Source organism: Vibrio sp. TRT 1302, from assembly GCF_050113875.1.
In the GTDB taxonomy this organism is placed as follows: Bacteria; Pseudomonadota; Gammaproteobacteria; order Enterobacterales; family Vibrionaceae; genus Vibrio.
The window spans coordinates 26,717-46,713 of sequence record NZ_JBNJOF010000017.1; the positions used below are offsets into that span (position 1 = coordinate 26,717).

A 19,997-nucleotide genomic window follows, 5' to 3' on the forward strand; every position below is an offset into this window, starting at 1 on the left:
ATGCGTTGATATACGGAACATAATTTGAAAATTAAACGATTTTTTGCCAAAGACATGCGCACAGCCTTGCTCCAAGTCAAAGGAGAACTTGGTGATGATGCGGTAATCATGTCGAACAAAAAAGTCGCGGGTGGAGTAGAAATCGTCGCCGCGGTTGATGGCGATGGAGCGAATCGTTCTAGTAACAGCTACAACTCGAATCCACGACATGCACCCGTTCGTCAGGCTCCGGCGAGTTTGCCTGCATCGAATCGAACTTTGGATGAAGACCGAGTCAGCCTCCAATCGCAAGCAGATTCTGGGCGATCCATGACCAAGCGTTTTGCCAGCATGCTCAAACAATACAGCAATGGTAAATCGGCAACGGATGGTCGTGATGAAGAGAGCAATCCAGATTCCCTATCGGCGCTGTTACAACGTCAAAATGCAGCGCGTTATGGTGACCGCGAAAATGTTCAAATTCAGCAAGATTCACCTTTAGCAAGATTGATTGCTGAAGACCGAAGAATTCAAAAGCCGGCGGCAAAGCTCGATCCAACTCGTTACGAGCGTTCCCGACAGCCTGAAAGTGTCGTCGCCAACGAAGATCTAGAAGAGATGAAAGAAGAGATGACCTCTATCCGTCGTCTTTTGGAACATCAGGTTTCGGGACTTATGTGGCAAGAGGTCGAACGCAGAGAACCTTTGCGTGCTATGTTGATCAAACGTCTTGAGCGCATGGGCGTGTCCTCTGATCTTGCAGACCAGTTAGCTTGCTACATCCCAGAAGATACGCCACCAACCAAGGCATGGAAGGCGTTACTGGGGCTAGTGTCCGATCAAATTCCTATTGCTAAGCAAGATATCCTTAAACGAGGAGGCGTTGTTGCTCTGTTAGGTCCAACGGGTGTGGGCAAAACAACCACAGTGGCCAAGCTAGCAGCGCGAGCCGCGATGGAATACGGCGCAGATAACGTTGCGTTGGTTTCAACCGATACTTACCGTATTGGTGCCCATGAGCAACTTGCGATTTATGGACGAATTATGGGATGTCCTGTAAAAGTCGCTAAAGATTCCAAAGAGTTAGCCGATGTAATATATCAGTTAAGAAATCGTCGCCTAATTCTTGTTGATACGGCGGGTATGGGTCAGCGTGATGTAAGACTGTCGGAACAATTAGACACGTTGATGCATGAGAGTGGAGAGATGATCCACAGCTACCTAGTTTTACCTGCTACTGCACAGCGAAAAGTACTGCAGGAAACGATTGATCACTTTAAACGTATCCCGTTGTCTGGATGCATTATGACTAAGCTAGATGAGTCACTGAGTTTAGGTGAGTTTGTCAGTGTCACAGTGCAAAACGCGCTGCCAGTGGCTTATATCGCGAATGGACAACGAGTTCCTGAAGACATTGTTATAGCGCAGCCAAAATATATGGTCGCTAAAGCAAATGAATTACTTGAGAAGTCGACAGATGATGAACCTCACTACTGGAATAGTGAAGCGGAGAGGTTCTAGGCGGCGGACGATTATGACGAAGAATATGATACAAGACCAAGCTAGCGGATTGCGCCGCTTAACGCAGCCTTCTTTAACAAAGGTCATTTCAGTGACGGGTGGTAAAGGCGGTGTTGGTAAATCAAATGTAACGTTGGGAATGGCTATTTCGATGGCTCGCCAAGGTAAGAAAGTCATGGTACTCGATGCGGACCTTGGTCTGGCTAATGTCGACGTAATGCTTGGCATTCGACCTAAGAAAAACCTTGGCCACGTTCTTGCTGGTGAATGCGAACTCAAAGATGCGATTGTAGAAGGACCGCATGGAATTAAAATTATTCCAGCAACCTCCGGTACACAATCGATGACAGAGTTGTCGCACGCACAACATATTGGACTGATCCGAGCATTTGGTAGCTTGGAAGATGAAATGGACGTGCTGCTAATCGATACTGCAGCAGGTATTTCCGATATGGTTGTCAGCTTTTCTCGTGCAGCGCAAGACGTGGTTGTGGTTGTTTGTGATGAACCTACATCGATCACTGATGCGTATGCTTTAATTAAACTATTGAGCAAAGACCATCAGGTTCAACGATTTAAAATTGTTGCAAATATGGTCAGAAGCTACCGAGAAGGAAGAGAATTGTTCGCAAAGTTGACCTTGGTCACAGAGCGATTCTTGAATGTGAGCCTTGAGCTCGTAGCATGTATTCCGTTGGATGATAAAGTTAGACAAGCAGTGAAAAAGCAAAAGATTGTTGTCGACGCATTTCCAAGATCTCCAGCGGCATTGGCAATCGGCTCATTGGCAAGCAAAGCACTAACTTGGCCAATTCCGAAAACACCGAGTGGACATCTTGAGTTTTTTGTCGAACGCTTACTGAATAGACCAGAGATGTTAGAGGAACCATTTGGTGAATAAGGCGTTGACCTATGAACAATACGCAAACCAAAACAGTCAGCGGGTATTTTTAGAGAAATACTCGGTGTTGGTGAAACGTATTGCTCATCATTTGCTAGGGCGATTACCGCCAAGTGTGCAGGTAGAAGACCTTATTCAAGCGGGCATGATCGGGTTGCTCGAAGCCCAGAAAAACTACGATGGTAGTAAAGGGGCGAGCTTTGAAACTTATGCGGGTATCCGAATTCGCGGTGCGATGCTCGACGATATTCGCCGTGGAGACTGGGTTCCTCGGTCAGTGCATAAGCACAACCGAGAAGTAAGCCAAGCCATTTCAGAGTTAGAAGGGCAATTAAACCGTGACCCCAGCGATACAGAAGTCGCTCAGCACATGGGCATTAGCCTAGAGCAGTACCATACGATATTAACGGATATTAACTGTTCACGTTTGGTCGGGATTGAAGACCTCGGAGTTTCAGAGGACGTAATTACTTCCGATGATAGTGACGAAGAGAATGTACCTTTTCAGGGTGTCGCTGATGAATATTTCCGCAAGGCCTTGATAGACTCAATTAAATCTCTACCAGAGAGAGAAGCTTTAGTACTTTCGCTTTATTACGATGAAGAGTTAAACTTAAAAGAAATCGGTGAAGTAATTGGTGTTAGCGAGTCACGCGTTAGCCAAATACTAAGCCAATCAATGCAGCGTCTACGCACAAAGTTGAGTGCATGGACAAATAATGAGTAAAAATCACTGATCTCGAACTCAGTGGAGGCAATTTTGAATAAAAACATGAAGATCCTTATTGTTGATGACTTCTCAACAATGCGCCGTATCGTTAAGAACCTACTTCGTGATTTGGGTTTCAATAATACCCAAGAAGCGGATGACGGCTTAACGGCGTTACCTATGTTAAAAAAAGGTGAGTTCGACTTTGTCGTGACAGACTGGAATATGCCAGGTATGCAAGGTATTGACCTTCTAAAGCATATTCGAGCTGACGATGAGCTAAAACACTTACCAGTGTTGATGATCACGGCGGAAGCTAAACGTGAGCAAATCATCGAAGCTGCTCAAGCGGGCGTTAACGGCTACATCGTTAAACCGTTTACTGCTGCTACATTAAAAGAAAAACTAGATAAGATTTTTGAGCGCTTATAGTCAAGGTATTGACTGAATAGCGTGAAAGGCCAATTCAGAATGATTTCATTAGAACAGGCAAAGCAGCTCGTCGAGCTATTAGAAGATGGTCAACAACAAGAAGCGGATCTTCTTGTTAAAGACATATACGAAAACATCTCAAATCCGATGCTACAAGAAATTGGGGAATTGACTCGTGACTTACATGAGTCAATTAAACACTTTAGCGTTGACGAGCGAATGAGCGAGATCGCCAATGACGAAATCCCAGATGCAAGGGATCGCCTCCAATACGTCATTGACAAGACCGAAGTTGCCGCGAATAAAACCATGGATGCAGTAGACCGTTGTCTACCCATCGCGGACAACCTGCATAATGGGCTTCTGCAAGTTCGTCCTCAATGGAATGAACTTATGCATGGTCGAATAGAGCTCGCCGAATTTAAAGCTCTGTGTCACCGAATCGACGACCTGTTAGGGGAAGTGGAAGGTGATAGCTCTGAACTTAGGGGACAGCTAACAGAGATTCTAATGGCTCAAGACTTTCAAGATCTAACCGGGCAGATCATTCGACGTGTGATTACCTTAGTCAACGAAGTTGAAGGTAGATTAGTCGAAATCCTGACCGCGTTTGGTTCTAGTCAGTTGGAACAAAGTGCACATAACAAGAACAAAGCATCGACGGACCCTGAGGGACCTATCCTTAATCCTCAAGAAAGGGATGATGCGGTTTCATCACAAGACGAAGTCGACGACTTACTCTCAAGTCTTGGGTTTTAGAGGTAACATATGAGCTACGATTTAGACGAAGACATTCTTCAGGACTTTTTAGTCGAAGCGGGAGAAATTCTAGAACTACTCTCAGAGCAGCTGGTTGAACTAGAAAATAATCCTGAAGATAAAGATCTATTAAATGCCATTTTCCGTGGTTTCCATACTGTTAAAGGTGGTGCAGGGTTCCTGTCGTTGACTGAACTGGTTGATACTTGTCACGGTGCAGAAAACGTGTTCGATATCCTGCGAAATGGCCAGCGTCACGTTGATGCTAGCCTTATGGATACAATGCTTAAAGCGCTGGATACGGTCAATGAACAGTTCCGAGCTGTGCAGGATCGAGAACCATTGCCACGTGCAGAACAAGATCTGTTGGATGAATTGCATCGCTTAAGCAAGCCTGCATCCGCTGACGAAGCAGTCTCCGCTCCCCCTGTTATTGAAGAACCCGTTCAAGCCGAGCCTGTTATCCCTGAACCTGTCGTTGAAACGCCAGCACCTAAAGCTGACGTCTCCGCGGGATCTATCGATGAAATTACTCAAGACGAATTCGAAAGACTGTTAGATGAGCTTCACGGTGCAGGAAGTGCACCAGGCGCATCTGCCAGCAAACCAGCCGCACCAGCGACACCACCTCCTGCGGTGAGTGCAGACATGAGTGGCGATATCACCGATGATGAATTTGAGAAACTGCTCGATGAATTACACGGTGTAGGTAAAGCGCCAGGAGAGAGCGATGCTCCTGCTCCGACCCCGCCGCCTGCACCAGCAGCCCCATCTATGGCTGGCGATAGCGATCTTATGACCGATGAAGAGTTTGAGAGACTTCTTGACGATCTTCATGGTTCAGGCAAAGGCCCGTCAGTTGAAGAGTTGGATGCGGCGACTAAGCCTGCTGCTGCTAACCCTGCACCGGCTGCCCCAGTCAAACCAGCTGCAGCGCCACAGCCAGCGGTAGCGACTGCGCCAAAAGAACAACCTAAACCGCCAGCGAAGAAAGAAGCCGCAGTTCCGGCGACTCAAGCTAAAAAGCCTCAGGCAGAAGCGACCGTTCGTGTTGATACCTCGACACTAGACATCATTATGAACATGGTGGGTGAATTGGTATTGGTACGTAACCGACTGCTCAGCTTAGGTTTGAATAGCAACGACGAAGAGATGTCTAAAGCGGTAGCAAACCTAGACGTAGTGACTGCTGACCTACAGGGCGCAGTCATGAAAACGCGTATGCAGCCAATCAAAAAAGTATTTGGCCGTTTCCCACGCGTTGTCCGCGACTTAGCACGTAGCTTGAACAAAGACATCACGTTAGAGATGCGTGGAGAAGAGACAGATCTTGATAAAAACCTCGTTGAAGCACTAGCGGATCCATTGATTCACTTGGTTAGAAACTCGGTTGACCACGGTATTGAAATGCCAGAAGCGCGCGTCGCTTCAGGAAAACCAAGAACAGGTAAAGTGATCCTATCTGCATCTCAAGAAGGTGACCATATTGAACTGGCTATCGTTGACGATGGTAGTGGTATGGACCCTGATAAACTTCGTGGCATCGCCGTTAAACGCGGAATGATGGACGAAGACGCCGCATCACGATTGACGGATAAAGAGTGTTTCAACCTCATCTTTATGCCTGGTTTCTCGAGCAAAGAGCAAATCTCCGATATCTCGGGTCGTGGTGTAGGTATGGACGTAGTAAAAACGGCGATCAATACCCTTAATGGCTCTATCGATATTGACTCAGAAATGGGCAAAGGCACCAAGATCACCATCAAGGTACCGCTAACACTCGCGATTCTACCAACCCTAATGGTCGGCGTTGCGGGTCACCCGTTTGCACTGCCGTTAGCGAGTGTGAATGAAATTTTCCATCTAGATCTGAGTCGTACAAACGTCGTTGATGGTCAGTTGACAATCATCGTTCGTGAAAAATCTATTCCACTGTTCTATCTACAAAATTGGCTGGCACCTCGAGCGGGCAAAGTTGAACTGCGTAAAGGCCATGGTCATGTGGTTATTGTTCAAATTGGTAGCCAACGTGTTGGTTTTGTCGTCGACACCTTGATAGGTCAAGAAGAAGTCGTGATTAAACCTCTAGATAATCTTCTCCAAGGAACGCCGGGTATGGCGGGTGCGACAATCACTAGTGACGGTCACATTGCACTTATTCTAGATGTACCAGATTTGCTTAAGCAGTATGCCGCTGCTTCGCGAATCTAAATCGCGAGATATAGAAGGACAAATATGGCGATCAAAGTATTAGTAGTTGATGATTCGAGTTTCTTCCGTCGTCGCGTGAGTGAAATAATTAACTCTGAGGCAAGGTTGGAGGTCATCGATGTTGCCACTAATGGTAAGGAAGCGGTTGAAAAAGCGTTAACTATCAAGCCAGATGTCATAACGATGGATATAGAGATGCCGGTCATGGACGGCATCACCGCCGTTCGAGAGATTATGGCTAAGTGTCCTGTACCTATCTTAATGTTTTCATCGCTGACTCATGACGGTGCGAAGGCAACGTTAGATGCGCTTGAAGCGGGTGCGTTAGACTTTTTACCTAAAAAGTTTGAAGACATTGCGCGTAACCGTGACGAAGCCGTCGCCTTGTTACAACAGCGCGTCATTCAGATTGCTTCTAAACGCGCTTCAATGCGACGTGCGGTTGTTAGACCAGCGGTAACGAAGCCAACAACTCCGGCTCCGGCGACAGGACGTACACCACTTCGTCCAGCTCCGACGCCAGCGGCAAGACCATCGGTTGCGACACGATTTAAAGCGAGCGGTAAGAAGTATCAATTGACTGCGATAGGTACATCCACGGGTGGCCCTGTCGCGCTACAAAAAATATTGACGCAATTACCTGTCAATTATCCTCATCCCATTGTTCTCATTCAGCATATGCCAGCGACATTTACTGCCGCTTTTGCTAGCCGATTGAACTCGCTATGTAAGATTCAAGTGAAAGAAGCAGAAGATGGCGATGTATTAAAACCGGGCGTCGCTTATTTGGCGCCAGGTGGTAAGCAGATGATGATTGAAGGTCGTCCAGGATCTGCCAAGTTACGTGTCATTGATGGTGGTGACCGCATGAACTACAAACCATGTGTGGACGTCACCTTTGGTAGCGCAGCTAAGATTTACTCCAACCAAGTTCTGTCAATGGTATTGACTGGAATGGGTGCGGATGGTCGAGAAGGTGCACGAATGCTGAAAAGTGCAGGCGCTACCATCTGGGCTCAAGATGAAGAAAGCTGTGTTGTTTATGGCATGCCACAAGCCGTTGCAAAAGCGGGGATCTCTACCGAAGATTTACCGCTGGATCGAATTGCTGAGCGTATGTTAGTCGAAGTCGGTCTAGCATAGAGGTCATTCATGATTGTATGGAGCATAGCAAACCAAAAAGGCGGGGTTGGTAAAACGACAACCACCATTACGCTGGCTGGTTTGCTAAGTAAACAAGGCAAGCGAGTTCTCTTAGTTGATACAGACCCTCATGGGTCTTTGACCACTTACCTTGGTTACGATTCAGACACCGTTGCCTCAAGCTTGTTTGATCTGTTTCAGCTAAAAGAGTACACCGAGCAAAGTGTGATGCCGTTAGTGATGAGATCAGATATTGAAGGTATCGATTTGATCCCTGCGCACATGTCATTGGCGACATTGGATCGTGTAATGGGCAACAGAAGTGGTATGGGATTGATTCTCAAGCGCGCGTTGTTGGCAATCAGAGGGCACTATGACTATGTGCTGATAGATTGCCCACCGATTCTTGGCGTTATGATGGTCAATGCGCTTGCGGCAAGTGATCGTATTTTGATTCCGGTGCAAACTGAATTCCTAGCGATGAAAGGGCTAGAGCGCATGGTACGCACGCTGGCTATTATGCAAAAGTCACGCAATAAGTCATTCAAGGTCACCATAGTACCGACCATGTATGACAAACGTACCCGCGCTTCACTTCAGACGCTACAGCAGTTAAAGAAAGATTACCCAAGTCAGGTTTGGTCGTCGGCAGTACCGATAGACACTAAGTTTAGAGATGCCAGTTTGAAACACTTGCCGGTGTCACACTTTGCTTCAGGTAGCCGTGGCGTGTTTGCTTACAAGCAGTTACTCATTTATCTAGAGAGGTTGGCCATCGATGACTAACCACTCATCGCTCTCAAGCGAACAAGCGCTAGATGATTACTTCTCTGCTCTTCTTGAAGAGAGTATGGAAGGCGACGAGCAACAAATTGATACGCAGGAATCAATACTATCCGTTGTCCCTGAACCTGAATTAGAGGCAATAGAGCTAGAACCTTTAGTTCAGTCTGTGGAAGAAAAGAGTTACTACCGTCTTCCAACAGAGGAAATTGAAGTACCAAAATTAGATGATGTTGAGCGTTTGCTTAAACAGCTTGAATCGACCAACCCTGTCGCTGAGTTAGAACTTGAAGAAGTGATGGAGCAAAATACGCTCAACATCGCTCAAGTACAAACCAAGCCACAGATCGAAGAAGTTCAAGAATGGGACATCGAAGAGGTCGCGGTTGAAACTGTCGCCGAGCCCGAAGTGGTTGTTGAGCAAGAGTTTGACGTTCCTCAAGTGGAAATTGAACAGCCACAAGTGGATGTTGAAACCGTCGTTGACGTTGAGCCTCAACTTGAGACACAGTCAGGCAATCGTGGAATAGGTACTTGGCATTCGACTCAGCGTGAAAGCGATTTTCAGGTTCTTTATTTTGACGTGAATAATGTCACTTTTGCCGTTCCACTTGATGAACTTGGCGGTATCCACCGCATTGCTGAACTGAACCACCTTATCGGTCGCCCGGACTGGTATTTAGGCCTTCAGACCAGTCGTGAAGCTCAGCTTGATGTTGTGGATACAGCAAAATGGGTGATGGCTGAAAAGCTGAAAGACGATAGTCACAAAGAAAAGTATCAGTACATAGTCATGCTCGGTGAGAGCATGTGGGGCTTGGCATCCACTGAGTTGATGGGTACCGAGTCATTGAACCCTGAAATGGTACGCTGGCGAGAAACGGCGGGTAAACGCCCATGGCTTGCTGGAATGGTTAAAGAAAAAATGTGTGCTTTGGTCCATGTTGAAGCATTGATAGCTATGCTTAATGCAGGGCTTGATGTCAAAGCACTAGATAGTTAGAACATTTATGCCGATTTAGGCTTAGAGAGGATAAGGTATGTCTCAAACTAATGAAGTAGAAGTAAGAAAAGAGCAGTCTAACGACGAAGTGCTTCAGTGGGTGACGTTCCAACTAGAAGAAGAAACCTACGGCATCAATGTAATGCAAGTACGTGAAGTACTGCGTTACACTGAAATCGCGCCAGTACCAGGTGCACCTGATTACGTGTTAGGTATTATTAATCTACGTGGTAACGTTGTTACAGTTATTGATACCCGTTCACGCTTCGGTTTGATGGAAGGCGAGATCACGGATAATACTCGTATTATCGTTATCGAGTCTGAGCATCAAGTTATCGGTATTCTGGTTGATAGCGTGGCTGAAGTTGTTTACTTACGTTCATCTGAAATTGACACCACGCCAAGCGTTGGTACAGATGAAAGTGCTAAATTCATCCAAGGTGTCAGCAACCGTGATGGCAAGCTGCTTATCCTAGTAGACCTTAACAAGCTACTGACCGATGAAGAATGGGATGAGATGGCTCACCTATAATGGATACGAGTTGGATGACCAGTGCTCCGGTGATTGCCGGAGCGATAGCCTTAATATTGTTGTTTTTAGGCTTAGCGTTATTACGACTAAAGCGTGGACAAACGCGCTCGTCTGAGCATCTTCGTCAACGAAACCGCCATTTAGATAAAGAGCTGCAAAAAACCAATAAACAGTTGTTGGAAGTGCGATCCGTTGTGGTAGGACTTGGGCAACGAGTCAGTGAGCAGCAGGATATCATTCAGCATTTGAACGAGCGTATTACCGAACTAGAGCAAGCGGACAATGATGGTCGCCTGTATTCTCGGGCGAGTAAGATGGTTCAACTGGGTGCTGACGTCAACGAGTTGATTGAAGAGTGTGAACTGCCAAAAGCCGAAGCGGAACTTATGATGTCGCTACAAAATAAAATCGCCGGCAAGGAAAAGGTCCCACCGTTAGAAAGCAGTCCCGAAAGACGAAAAATAGCGGAACGAAAGCGTAGTAACAGACGATAACAAAAAACGAAAAAGTGCCTAAGGGCACTTTTTTTATGTGTGTTTGTAACCATTTAGTGGTGTTTACTAAGAGTTATGCTTAATTATTAACAGATTCTTACTTAGTTTCGTGATTCGTATAGGTCTAATTCTGTTTTGAGATGAAAAGGGTGTGGTAAGATACACCTTCGTAGTTTATCTAGTGATCCCACAAATGTTAGAAGTATCTCAATTGACAGCGATAAGAGACGAAAGAGTTCTCTTTGAATCTTTGTCTTTTACGATTAATTCCGGAGAGTTAGTTCAAGTTGAAGGAAGAAATGGTACAGGCAAAACCACGCTGCTTCGTATTATTACCGGACTTGGTGATCGCGATAACGGCAGCATAAGCTGGAATGGTGAAGAGATTGAATCGAGTCGGGATCTATTTCATCAGGATTTACTCTTTCTCGGTCACCAGACTGGGGTGAAACGCGAGCTTACTGCTTACGAAAATCTACGTTTTTATCTAAGCATTCATTCACGTCAACCTTATGACAAAAACACAATTTATAACGCGTTAACAAAAGTGGGTCTGGCTGGGCGTGAAGATGTTCCTGTCGGTCAGCTTTCTGCCGGACAACAACGACGCGTGGCGTTAGCAAGATTGTGGTTAAGCGATCATAAACTTTGGATTCTGGATGAACCGCTCACCGCAATAGACAAGCAGGGCGTAAAGGTGCTTGAATCGCTGTTTTTGCAGCATGCTGAAAGTGGCGGCATTGTTATGCTCACGACACACCAAGACATGTTCGCAGACAACCCAAAACTTAGAAAAATTAAACTGGGTGATTAACCATGTTTGGCACTATTAATAGCATTATCAGACGTGAGCTTCTTATCGCTTTTCGCCGACAAGCCGATATTTTTAACCCGCTGTGGTTTTTTATTATCGTGATTACTCTATTCCCTCTCAGCATCGGTCCTGAGCCAAATTTATTAGCCCGAATAGCCGCAGGTATTGTTTGGGTTGCAGCCTTACTTTCTGCTCTTCTTTCACTCGAACGATTATTCCGTGATGATTTCCAAGACGGTGCATTGGAACAAATGATGTTAATGCCTGTCCCATTACCTATCGTAGTGATATCTAAAGTGATCGCGCATTGGCTGTTGACTGGGTTACCACTGATATTGATCAGCCCGTTGTTGTCTGTTCTCTTGTCGTTGGATTTCAACACTTGGTCAGCGGTTGTTTTAACCTTGTTAGTCGGTACACCAACATTGAGCTTTATCGGCGCGATTGGTGTGGCGTTAACGGTAGGTTTGCAAAAAGGAGGGGTTTTGTTGAGCTTATTGGTTCTTCCTCTCTATATTCCGATCCTTATTTTTGCGACATCAGCGATTGATGCCGCTTCATTGGGAATGGCGTACAACGGTCAATTAGCAATATTAGGCGCGATGTTTATGGGAGCAATGACACTAACCCCGTTTGCAATCAGTGCCGCACTTCGAGTAAGTGTAAATTAGATGATTTCGATCAAGCACGAGTTTTCCCCTTTATATAAATTACAAAACTAATAATTGTTTAACAAATAGTTAGACAAACCTGAAGTAAGAGTGAGATCAACAATGTGGAAATGGCTCCATCCTTATGCCAAGCCTGAGTCAGCTTATCAGCTATGCGGTAAGCTCTTGCCATGGTTCTCTGTACTAGCACTGCTATGTTTATCTGTCGGTACTGTATGGGGGCTTGCCTACGCACCTTCTGATTACCAGCAAGGTGATAGCTTCCGAATTATCTACATTCACGTACCAGCCGCAATTTGGTCTATGGGTGTCTACATGTCGATGGCGATAGCCGCATTCATCGGCATTGTTTGGCAAGTACGTTTATCGGATATGGCAGCATCGGCCATGGCACCAATCGGCGCTGTGTATACCTTCATTGCCCTGATTACTGGCGCAATTTGGGGTAAGCCGATGTGGGGTACTTGGTGGGTGTGGGATGCACGACTTACCGCTGAACTGATCCTGCTATTTTTGTACCTAGGTGTGATTGCGCTTTACCATGCATTTGATGACCAGAAAACGGCGGCTAAGGCTGCGGGCATTCTCGCCATCGTTGGTGTCGTCAATCTGCCTATCATTCACTTCTCAGTAGAATGGTGGAACACGCTTCACCAAGGCGCAACGATTACAAAATTTGAAAAGCCATCGATTTCTAACGATATGCTTTGGCCGCTATTACTGAACATTTTCGGTTTTGCCTTCTTCTTTGGTTCACTGGTTATGATCCGCTTACGCAACGAGATCATAAGCAAAGAGAGCCACCGTCCTTGGGTGGTGAAGCTGGCGGCGGATAAATCTCAGAGAGGGAGTTAAACATGCATTTTGAATCTTTGAGTGACTTCTTTGCTATGGGTGGCTATGCAGGATATGTGTGGACAGCGTTTGGTGTGACGTTTGGTGCCATGCTGATTTTACTGTTTGTCAGCCTGCGTCGTGGCCGTTCGCTACTTAATGAAGTTCAAGCAAAAGTGGATAGACAAGCTCGTATAGATGCAGCTAAAAATTTGGAGAACACACTATGAACCCAAGACGTAAAAAGAGACTCGGCATTGTTGTCGCGATCTTTGTTGGTATCAGTGCAACCATAGGTTTGATGCTGTACGCACTTAATCAGAATATGGATCTTTTCTATACACCGACTGAACTTGTTAATGGTAAACCTGACGGCACTAAACCTGAAGTCGGCCAGCGTCTCCGTATTGGTGGCATGGTGGTCGTAGGGTCAGTGAAACGTGATGCCGAATCTCTGCGCGTTTCATTCGATTTGCATGATGTAGGCCCTAAGGTAACGATTTTGTACGACGGTATCCTGCCAGATCTATTCCGTGAAGGGCAGGGCATTGTTGCACAAGGTGTACTGAAAGATGCAACGACTATCGAAGCATTTGAAGTTCTCGCTAAGCACGACGAAGAGTACATGCCACCTGAAATTGCGGAAGCAATGAAGAAAACGCATGAGCCACTTCAATACACTGAACAACAAAAACAAGGAAGCGATCAATGATTGCTGAAATTGGACATTTTGCCCTAATTGTCTCGTTGGCATTAGCTGTCTTGCTAAGTATTTTGCCATTGGTTGGGGCATCACGTAACAACATTCTATTGATGAACAGCGCCAGACCTCTGTCTTGGGGTATGTTCTTACTTCTCTCCGTTTCATTTGGTGTATTGCTGTGGGCATTTTATACCAATGACTTTACGCTTAACTATGTAGCCAGCAACTCTAACAGCCAGCTACCTTGGTACTACCGTCTGACGGCAGTATGGGGTGCTCATGAAGGCTCGCTTCTACTTTGGGTATTAATTCAAGCTGGTTGGACAGTCGCAGTGGCTTCGTTCAGTCGCGGGATGCCTCAAGAGTCAGTGGCGCGCGTTTTAGCGGTGATGGGAATGATTACTGTGGGTTTCCTACTGTTTATTATTCTGACGTCTAACCCGTTCTTACGTACATTGCCATTCTTCCCTGTGGATGGCCGTGACTTGAATCCACTTCTTCAAGACCCTGGCTTAATCATTCACCCACCAATGCTGTACATGGGTTATGTAGGCTTCTCGGTTGCCTTCTCATTTGCAATTGCATCGTTAATGACAGGTCGTCTCGACACGGCTTGGGCACGTTGGTCTCGTCCTTGGACTACAGCGGCATGGCTATTTTTAACGCTAGGCATCGCACTAGGTTCTTGGTGGGCGTACTACGAACTTGGCTGGGGCGGCTGGTGGTTCTGGGATCCAGTAGAAAATGCTTCATTTATGCCATGGCTAGCGGGTACGGCGTTAATGCACTCACTAGCAGTGACAGAGAAGCGCGGTACCTTTAAAGCGTGGACTGTGCTGCTTGCAATCTCAGCATTTTCATTGAGTCTGCTTGGTACCTTCTTAGTTCGTTCGGGCATCTTGGTTTCGGTCCATGCGTTTGCATCTGATCCCGCTCGCGGTATGTTTATTCTAGGCTTCTTAGTGTTTGTGATTGGCGGCTCGCTGCTACTGTTCGCAGTGAAGGGGGCATCAGTGCGTGTCCGTGGTAACTTTGAACTGGTATCTCGCGAGAACGCTCTGCTTGCGAACAATGTGCTGCTTATTGCGGCGCTAGTTGTCGTACTTGTTGGTACGTTACTGCCACTCGTTCACAAACAGCTTGGTTTAGGTTCAGTATCGATCGGTGCGCCATTCTTTGACATGTTGTTTGCTTGGTTAATGATTCCATTTGCGTTCCTGTTAGGTATCGGTCCTCTGATCCGCTGGAAGCGTGACAACCTGTCTGGGCTAGTTAAACCGATGCTCGTGTCGGGTGTGGTATCACTGGTCTTGGCTGGCGTGTTTGTTGTCCTGCTATCAGAGCGTTTCCAGTTTATGGCTTACCTAGGTTGGGTCATGTCTTTGTGGATCCTGTGTCTACATGGTTATGAACTTCACCAACGCGCGACACATCGTCATTCGTTTGTCGAAGGGGTGAAGAAACTGCAACGCAGCCACTGGGCGATGATGCTTGGTCACGTTGGCTTAGCCGTTACTGTGATTGGTATTGCGATGGTGCAAAACTACAGCATCGAGCGTGACGTTAGACTTGCACCAGGCGAACACTTTGAAATCCAAGGTTATGACTTCTACTTCCAAGGTCTACGCGACAAAGATGGTCCTAACTACGATGGCTACATTGCTGACTTTGAAATTACTCGTGAAGGCAAGTACATCAACACCTTACATGCTGAGAAACGATTCTACACCACCGCTCGCTCTATGATGACTGAAGCGGCGATTGATCGTGGAATCACGCGAGATCTTTACATCGCGATGGGTGAACGCTTAGACGATAACAAGTCTTGGGCGGTACGTATTTACTACAAACCGTTTGTTCGTTGGATTTGGGCTGGTTCGTTATTGATGGCTCTTGGTGGAGCAATTGCGATCAGTGATAAACGTTACCGCTTTAGAAAGAGTGCGAAGAAGCAGGAGGCATAATGAATAAGAAGTTTCTGTTTATTCCCCTAGTGGCGTTCTTGGGCTTGGTGGCAGTCTTTGCCACCCAGCTAGTAAAAAACCAACATGGTGATGACCCAACCAAACTGGAATCTGTGTTAGTTGGCAAAGAGGTGCCTAAGTTCAAGTTAGAAGACCTAGCTGAGCCGGGTAAACTCTATGATCAGGCAATCTTTAAAGGTGAGCCGCTACTACTCAACGTATGGGCGACTTGGTGCCCTACTTGTTATGCAGAGCACCAATACCTAAATGAACTGGCGTCTCAAGGCGTCAAGATTATTGGTATGAACTATAAAGATGACCGAGAAAAAGCGGTTGGTTGGCTGAATGATTTAGGCAATCCGTATTTGATCAGCTTGTTTGATGGTAACGGTATGCTTGGGTTAGATCTTGGTGTTTACGGTGCTCCTGAAACATTCCTAATTGATGCGAATGGCATTATTCGCTACCGCCATGTTGGCGATGTGAATACGCGAAACTGGAATGAGAAGCTTAAGCCAATGTATGAAGCAATGTTGGCGGAGGCGAAGTAATGAAAAAGTGGATACTCGCCATCGCGACCAGTTTATTGTTTGCACTGACTGCTCATGCTGCAATTGAAGTGTATGAGTTTGATACATTGGAACAAGAGCAGCAATTTAAAGAGCTTGGAGGCACGCTTCGTTGTCCTAAATGCCAAAACAATACCATTGCGGATTCGAATGCCGAATTGGCTGTCGATTTACGTCAAAAAGTCTATGAAATGACCAAAGAAGGTAAATCAAAGCAAGACATCATCGATTATATGATTGCTCGCTATGGTAATTTCGTCACGTACAACCCGCCGTTTACAATCGCGACTTCAATCTTGTGGTTAGGTCCAATTGCCGTGGTAATGTTTGGTTTTGGTTTTATTCTTATCAGAAGCCGCAAAACCAAGACCAACACAAAAGCCGACAGCCAGCAGTGGGATGCCGATAAAGAAGCACGCCTAAAGGCTCTGCTTAATGAAAAGAATGATGGAGACAAGCAGTAATGACACTATTTTGGATAGCTTCAGTCATTCTTATTGCAATCAGTATTGTCATGATTGCCATGCCTTTCATTAAAAGAAAGAACAACAACGATGCTGAGCTGCGTGATGAACTCAACAAAGCGTTTTATAAAGATCGTCTTGAAGAGCTGGAAGAAGAAACCGATGAAGGTTTGGTCGATAACCAGCAAGACTTGATTGAAGATCTTAAGCAGTCATTGTTGGATGATATTCCAGCAGATAACGTCAAACAGCAGGAGAGTAACACCTCTGCGCTTGCCGTTATTGTGCCTTCAGCCTTATTGGTTATTGGTCTCTCTTATGGCCTTTACTTTAAGTTCGGCGCATCGCAAGACGTTATTCAATGGCAGCAAGTTAGTGCTAACTTACCAGCCTTGTCTAAAAAACTGATGTCTCCTGAAGGCGCAGCGTTAAGCGATGACGAGATGGCCGATTTGACGTTAGCATTGCGTACCCGCTTACATTACCAACCAGATGATTCTACTGGCTGGCTACTGTTAGGACGTATCGCATTGGCGAACCGAGATATCGATACGGCGATTGGCGCGATGAAAAAAGCGTACAACCTAGAAGCTCAGAATACCGACATCATGCTCGGTTACGCGCAAGCGTTGATGCTTTCACAGGATGATGTCGATCAGGATAAAGCACGCAATATACTCGGCAAGCTTGTTCAGCAAGATTACGTGGATTTGCGCGTCTTCTCCTTATTGGCGTTTGACTCATTCGAGCGTAAAGATTTTGCTGCTGCGGTTCGTTACTGGAGCATTATGCAACAGATGATTGGTCCTGAAGACAGCCGTTACGAAATGCTAAGCAGAAGTATCGAAAATGCACAAAAGCAGATGGGTCAACAAGTTGGTACTGGCAAGTCTGTTGCGGTCAGCATTTCGCTTGGTGCGGGTGTGAACGCTGATCCGAACTCATCATTGATTGTGTCGGTCCATTCTGCCGATGGTTCACCAATGCCGGTCGCCGCTGCTCGTTACCCATTAGGCACTTTCCCGAGAACGGTCGTGCTGGACGATGGTAACAGTATGCTCCAAGACAGAAAGCTCTCTTCCCTTGATTCTTTAATGGTTCGCGTGCGCATCGATAGTGATGGAAACGTTGCAACGAAAGAAGGGGACTGGTTTGGTGAGAGCGAAGCCGTTAAAATGGGCGAACCAGTTGAAGTTATGATTAATAATCAGTATTAATAACTGTAGGTTATTCATTGCAGTAGGCCGGTGTTTTCACCGGCCTTTTTTATGGAAATTATAATAATGAAGAGTATCAACTCGCGGTTAGGGATTTTGCTATGCGCAGTGTTAGCATTATCAGGATGTGCCAGCGCGCCTCCTGATGATGAGCAAGGCTTAAACCAGCAACAAGTCTATGATCCTATTGAAGGTTTCAACCGTTCAATGTGGACCATTAACTATGATTATCTAGACCCATATTTCGTACGACCTGTCTCTTTGGCCTACGTAAATTACGTGCCAACTCCGATTCGCAGTGGCATCCGTAACTTTTTAGGCAACCTCGATGAACCCTCTAGCATGATTAACAATCTGTTGATGGGGAACGGCAGTAAAGCGCTTGACCACTTTAACCGCTTTTGGATTAACACCACGTTTGGCTTAGCGGGTTTAATCGATATCGCATCAGAGGCGGGCATTACTGACCATAATGAAAAAGCGTTCAGTGACGCTGTAGGTCATTACGGGGTAGGGAATGGCCCTTACGTCATGGTTCCGGGTTACGGCCCATGGACTGTTCGTGAAGCGACAGATGTTGTCGACGGTATGTATGTACCTTTGTCCTTTCTTAACATCTGGGCAGGGCTAGGTAAATGGGCGTTAGAAGGAATGGAGACTCGTGCAGTGCTAGTTAACCAAGAAGTGCTGCTTGATAACTCGCCTGACCCGTATGCCTTGACTCGCGATGCTTATATCCAGCGTCAGAACTTCAAAGCTGAAGTCGTGACAGATGACTACGATGAGGATCAAGAAGCGTTTTTGGATGAGTATCTCGAAGAATACTAAAACGCTGGATATTGTTGATAAAAAAGGGCTTGGTCATAGACCAAGCCCTTTTTACTAAATATTTCGAATGTTTAGAACGTGTAGTTCGCTTGTACACCGATTAGCCAGATGCTACCAGTGACTTCGCCTTCGAAGCTGCCGCCAGCGGCATTAGCTAAAACATCAGACTCGTGCATACGTGCATCTTTAGCAAAGATATAGGTAAAACCCGCATCTAGGCTAAGTTGCTCAGACCACTGGTAACCAGCACCTAAACTTAACCATAGGCGGTCAGTCTCTGGGATAGTTGCCGTGCGGTGTTCCTCACTCACTGCTGATTCGTCGTACGCAATACCTGTGCGTAGAGTAAGCTTAGAGTCCATTTGGTAAGTCGCACCCACTGCATATCGGAAGTTGTCTTCCCAGTTCTCGTGTTTGATCGTGTTTGATGATTCACCCGGGAAGTCAGCAACCAGCTTTTCAAAGCTACTCCAATCAGTCCAGTTAATGCTAGTGTGGATTGCTAACGCTTCGTTCACTTGATGGAATGCCGCCAATTCAGCAGTAGCTGGTAACGCTAGGTTCATAGAACCAGGTTTGTAGTTTGAAGCAAAGCCGATACCTTTAGCATAGCCTTCTAATGTTAGGTCAACTTCAGACTTATAAGTAAAGCCAAGACGGCTGCTCTCATTCACTTGCCAAACCGAGCCTGCTTGCCAAGCCCAAGCGGTGTCTTTACCTTCCATGTATTTAAGTGTAAGGCCGTTTGCTGGAGCAGCTTGAGGTGGAGTGATTGCGCCAAAACTACCTTCTGCATCGATATAGCGAAGACCTGCGCCGATACTGATAGATTCAGTTAGCTGGTACGCGGCATTTAGGTTTGCTTCAACAGAGTAAACACTTGCTTCATTACCGTGGTTTGCACCAGCGAAACTAGTTCCTAGATTGGTTTCCATACCGTAGTTAGTGCCTAGTGCAAAACCCAATGCAAATTTATCATTGTATTTATGTGACACATAGAAGTTTGGAATAACCGCATCGTGAGCAAAGTCTGATGAGCTTGTTGAGATAACGCCTGCGCTAGTACCGTTGATATCTACATTAGGGTCAACATAAATAGCACCAATAGAAATCTGAGTACCTTCTAGATACGTCAGCATGGCTGGGTTACGCCACTGAGCACTTGCGTTGTCAGCCATTGCAGCTTCGCCTGCGTAAGCGCGACCAAGGCCTGTCGCTGAGTATTCTGCTAACTGGAAGCCTGCTGCGTTTACTGCCGCTGATGTTGATAATAGGCTACCCGCCACTGCGATAGATAGGAGAGTCTTATTCATTTTCATTGTAATGTTCGCTGAGTTGATTTGATATCAGTCGAGCGATCATAGGGTTAGAGTTATTACTTTAAAAATTAAAAACAATGTACAGATGGATTTTAGAGTTAAATGCTAACTATATCCCTCAGATAGATGAAAATGCTGGATGTTAAG

General features: G+C 46.0%; 22 protein-coding genes. 21 read left to right on the top strand and 1 reads right to left on the bottom strand.

Translation table 11 applies throughout. From position 1 onward, the window contains the following. Positions 1-24: 24 nt before the first annotated feature. From flhF to ACQEXP_RS16615, 21 genes are all read left to right on the top strand, one after another. Complete coding sequence (gene flhF / locus ACQEXP_RS16515) at positions 25-1,500, top strand: flagellar biosynthesis protein FlhF (protein WP_269377828.1); 1,476 nt, start codon at positions 25-27, stop codon at positions 1,498-1,500. Between the two features lie 13 nt (positions 1,501-1,513). Then, entirely contained in the window at positions 1,514-2,401 is an 888-nt protein-coding gene (locus ACQEXP_RS16520) for a MinD/ParA family protein (RefSeq protein ID WP_269377827.1), read from the top strand. Next, entirely contained in the window at positions 2,394-3,128 is a 735-nt protein-coding gene (locus ACQEXP_RS16525; protein ID WP_269377826.1) for an RNA polymerase sigma factor FliA, read from the top strand. Before ACQEXP_RS16520 ends, ACQEXP_RS16525 begins: the two co-directional genes overlap by 8 nt. A gap of 45 nt (positions 3,129-3,173) precedes the next feature. Beyond that, positions 3,174-3,542 (top strand): chemotaxis response regulator CheY, encoded by a 369-nt coding sequence (cheY, locus tag ACQEXP_RS16530; RefSeq protein WP_006879571.1) that lies wholly within the window; start codon positions 3,174-3,176, stop codon positions 3,540-3,542. Between the two features lie 39 nt (positions 3,543-3,581). Next, entirely contained in the window at positions 3,582-4,301 is a 720-nt protein-coding gene (locus ACQEXP_RS16535) for a protein phosphatase CheZ (RefSeq protein ID WP_269377825.1), read from the top strand. Between the two features lie 9 nt (positions 4,302-4,310). After that, positions 4,311-6,512: a chemotaxis protein CheA gene (locus ACQEXP_RS16540; protein WP_269377824.1), complete on the top strand. Its 2,202-nt coding sequence runs from the start codon at positions 4,311-4,313 to the stop codon at positions 6,510-6,512. Positions 6,513-6,536: 24 nt separating this feature from the next. After that, a complete protein-coding gene (locus ACQEXP_RS16545; protein ID WP_269377823.1) occupies positions 6,537-7,655 on the top strand; it encodes a protein-glutamate methylesterase/protein-glutamine glutaminase in 1,119 nt (372 codons plus the stop codon). Positions 7,656-7,664: 9 nt separating this feature from the next. Further along, positions 7,665-8,441 (top strand): ParA family protein, encoded by a 777-nt coding sequence (locus tag ACQEXP_RS16550; protein ID WP_269377822.1) that lies wholly within the window; start codon positions 7,665-7,667, stop codon positions 8,439-8,441. Beyond that, positions 8,434-9,441 (top strand): chemotaxis protein CheW, encoded by a 1,008-nt coding sequence (locus ACQEXP_RS16555; RefSeq protein WP_426970979.1) that lies wholly within the window; start codon positions 8,434-8,436, stop codon positions 9,439-9,441. Before ACQEXP_RS16550 ends, ACQEXP_RS16555 begins: the two co-directional genes overlap by 8 nt. A 37-nt stretch (positions 9,442-9,478) precedes the next feature. Then, entirely contained in the window at positions 9,479-9,973 is a 495-nt protein-coding gene (locus tag ACQEXP_RS16560) for a chemotaxis protein CheW (protein WP_004413313.1), read from the top strand. Beyond that, positions 9,973-10,467 carry a DUF2802 domain-containing protein gene (locus ACQEXP_RS16565; protein ID WP_426970980.1) on the top strand — a complete coding sequence of 165 codons (495 nt, stop codon included), beginning with the start codon at positions 9,973-9,975 and terminating at the stop codon, positions 10,465-10,467. Before ACQEXP_RS16560 ends, ACQEXP_RS16565 begins: the two co-directional genes overlap by 1 nt. 193 nt (positions 10,468-10,660) lie before the next feature. After that, complete coding sequence (gene ccmA / locus ACQEXP_RS16570) at positions 10,661-11,281, top strand: cytochrome c biogenesis heme-transporting ATPase CcmA (protein ID WP_269377817.1); 621 nt, start codon at positions 10,661-10,663, stop codon at positions 11,279-11,281. A 2-nt stretch (positions 11,282-11,283) separates the two neighbouring features. After that, positions 11,284-11,952: a heme exporter protein CcmB gene (ccmB, locus tag ACQEXP_RS16575; protein WP_269377815.1), complete on the top strand. Its 669-nt coding sequence runs from the start codon at positions 11,284-11,286 to the stop codon at positions 11,950-11,952. A gap of 102 nt (positions 11,953-12,054) precedes the next feature. Continuing rightward, the gene (locus ACQEXP_RS16580) at positions 12,055-12,807 is read left to right on the top strand and encodes a heme ABC transporter permease (RefSeq protein WP_426970981.1); all 753 of its coding nucleotides are present in this window, start codon (positions 12,055-12,057) and stop codon (positions 12,805-12,807) included. 2 nt (positions 12,808-12,809) lie between these two features. Beyond that, entirely contained in the window at positions 12,810-13,016 is a 207-nt protein-coding gene (gene ccmD, locus ACQEXP_RS16585; protein ID WP_269377813.1) for a heme exporter protein CcmD, read from the top strand. Next, positions 13,013-13,498, top strand: a complete 486-nt coding sequence (gene ccmE / locus ACQEXP_RS16590) for a cytochrome c maturation protein CcmE (RefSeq protein ID WP_269377811.1) — start codon at positions 13,013-13,015, stop codon at positions 13,496-13,498. Before ccmD ends, ccmE begins: the two co-directional genes overlap by 4 nt. Continuing rightward, positions 13,495-15,453 (top strand): heme lyase CcmF/NrfE family subunit, encoded by a 1,959-nt coding sequence (locus ACQEXP_RS16595; RefSeq protein ID WP_269377809.1) that lies wholly within the window; start codon positions 13,495-13,497, stop codon positions 15,451-15,453. The genes ccmE and ACQEXP_RS16595 overlap by 4 nt, the downstream gene beginning before the upstream one ends. After that, a complete protein-coding gene (locus tag ACQEXP_RS16600; protein WP_269377807.1) occupies positions 15,453-16,004 on the top strand; it encodes a DsbE family thiol:disulfide interchange protein in 552 nt (183 codons plus the stop codon). The genes ACQEXP_RS16595 and ACQEXP_RS16600 overlap by 1 nt, the downstream gene beginning before the upstream one ends. After that, the gene (locus ACQEXP_RS16605; protein WP_269377806.1) at positions 16,004-16,486 is read left to right on the top strand and encodes a cytochrome c-type biogenesis protein; all 483 of its coding nucleotides are present in this window, start codon (positions 16,004-16,006) and stop codon (positions 16,484-16,486) included. The genes ACQEXP_RS16600 and ACQEXP_RS16605 overlap by 1 nt, the downstream gene beginning before the upstream one ends. Then, positions 16,486-17,703, top strand: coding sequence for a c-type cytochrome biogenesis protein CcmI (ccmI, locus tag ACQEXP_RS16610; RefSeq protein WP_426970982.1), 1,218 nt, complete (start codon positions 16,486-16,488; stop codon positions 17,701-17,703). The genes ACQEXP_RS16605 and ccmI overlap by 1 nt, the downstream gene beginning before the upstream one ends. Positions 17,704-17,769: 66 nt before the next feature. Continuing rightward, positions 17,770-18,531: an MlaA family lipoprotein gene (locus ACQEXP_RS16615; protein WP_426970983.1), complete on the top strand. Its 762-nt coding sequence runs from the start codon at positions 17,770-17,772 to the stop codon at positions 18,529-18,531. Positions 18,532-18,602: 71 nt separating this feature from the next. Here ACQEXP_RS16615 and ACQEXP_RS16620 read toward each other — a convergent pair whose 3' ends face one another. After that, positions 18,603-19,850: an outer membrane protein transport protein gene (locus ACQEXP_RS16620; RefSeq protein ID WP_426970984.1), complete on the bottom strand. Its 1,248-nt coding sequence runs from the start codon at positions 19,848-19,850 to the stop codon at positions 18,603-18,605. Between the last annotated feature and the right edge of the window lie 147 nt (positions 19,851-19,997).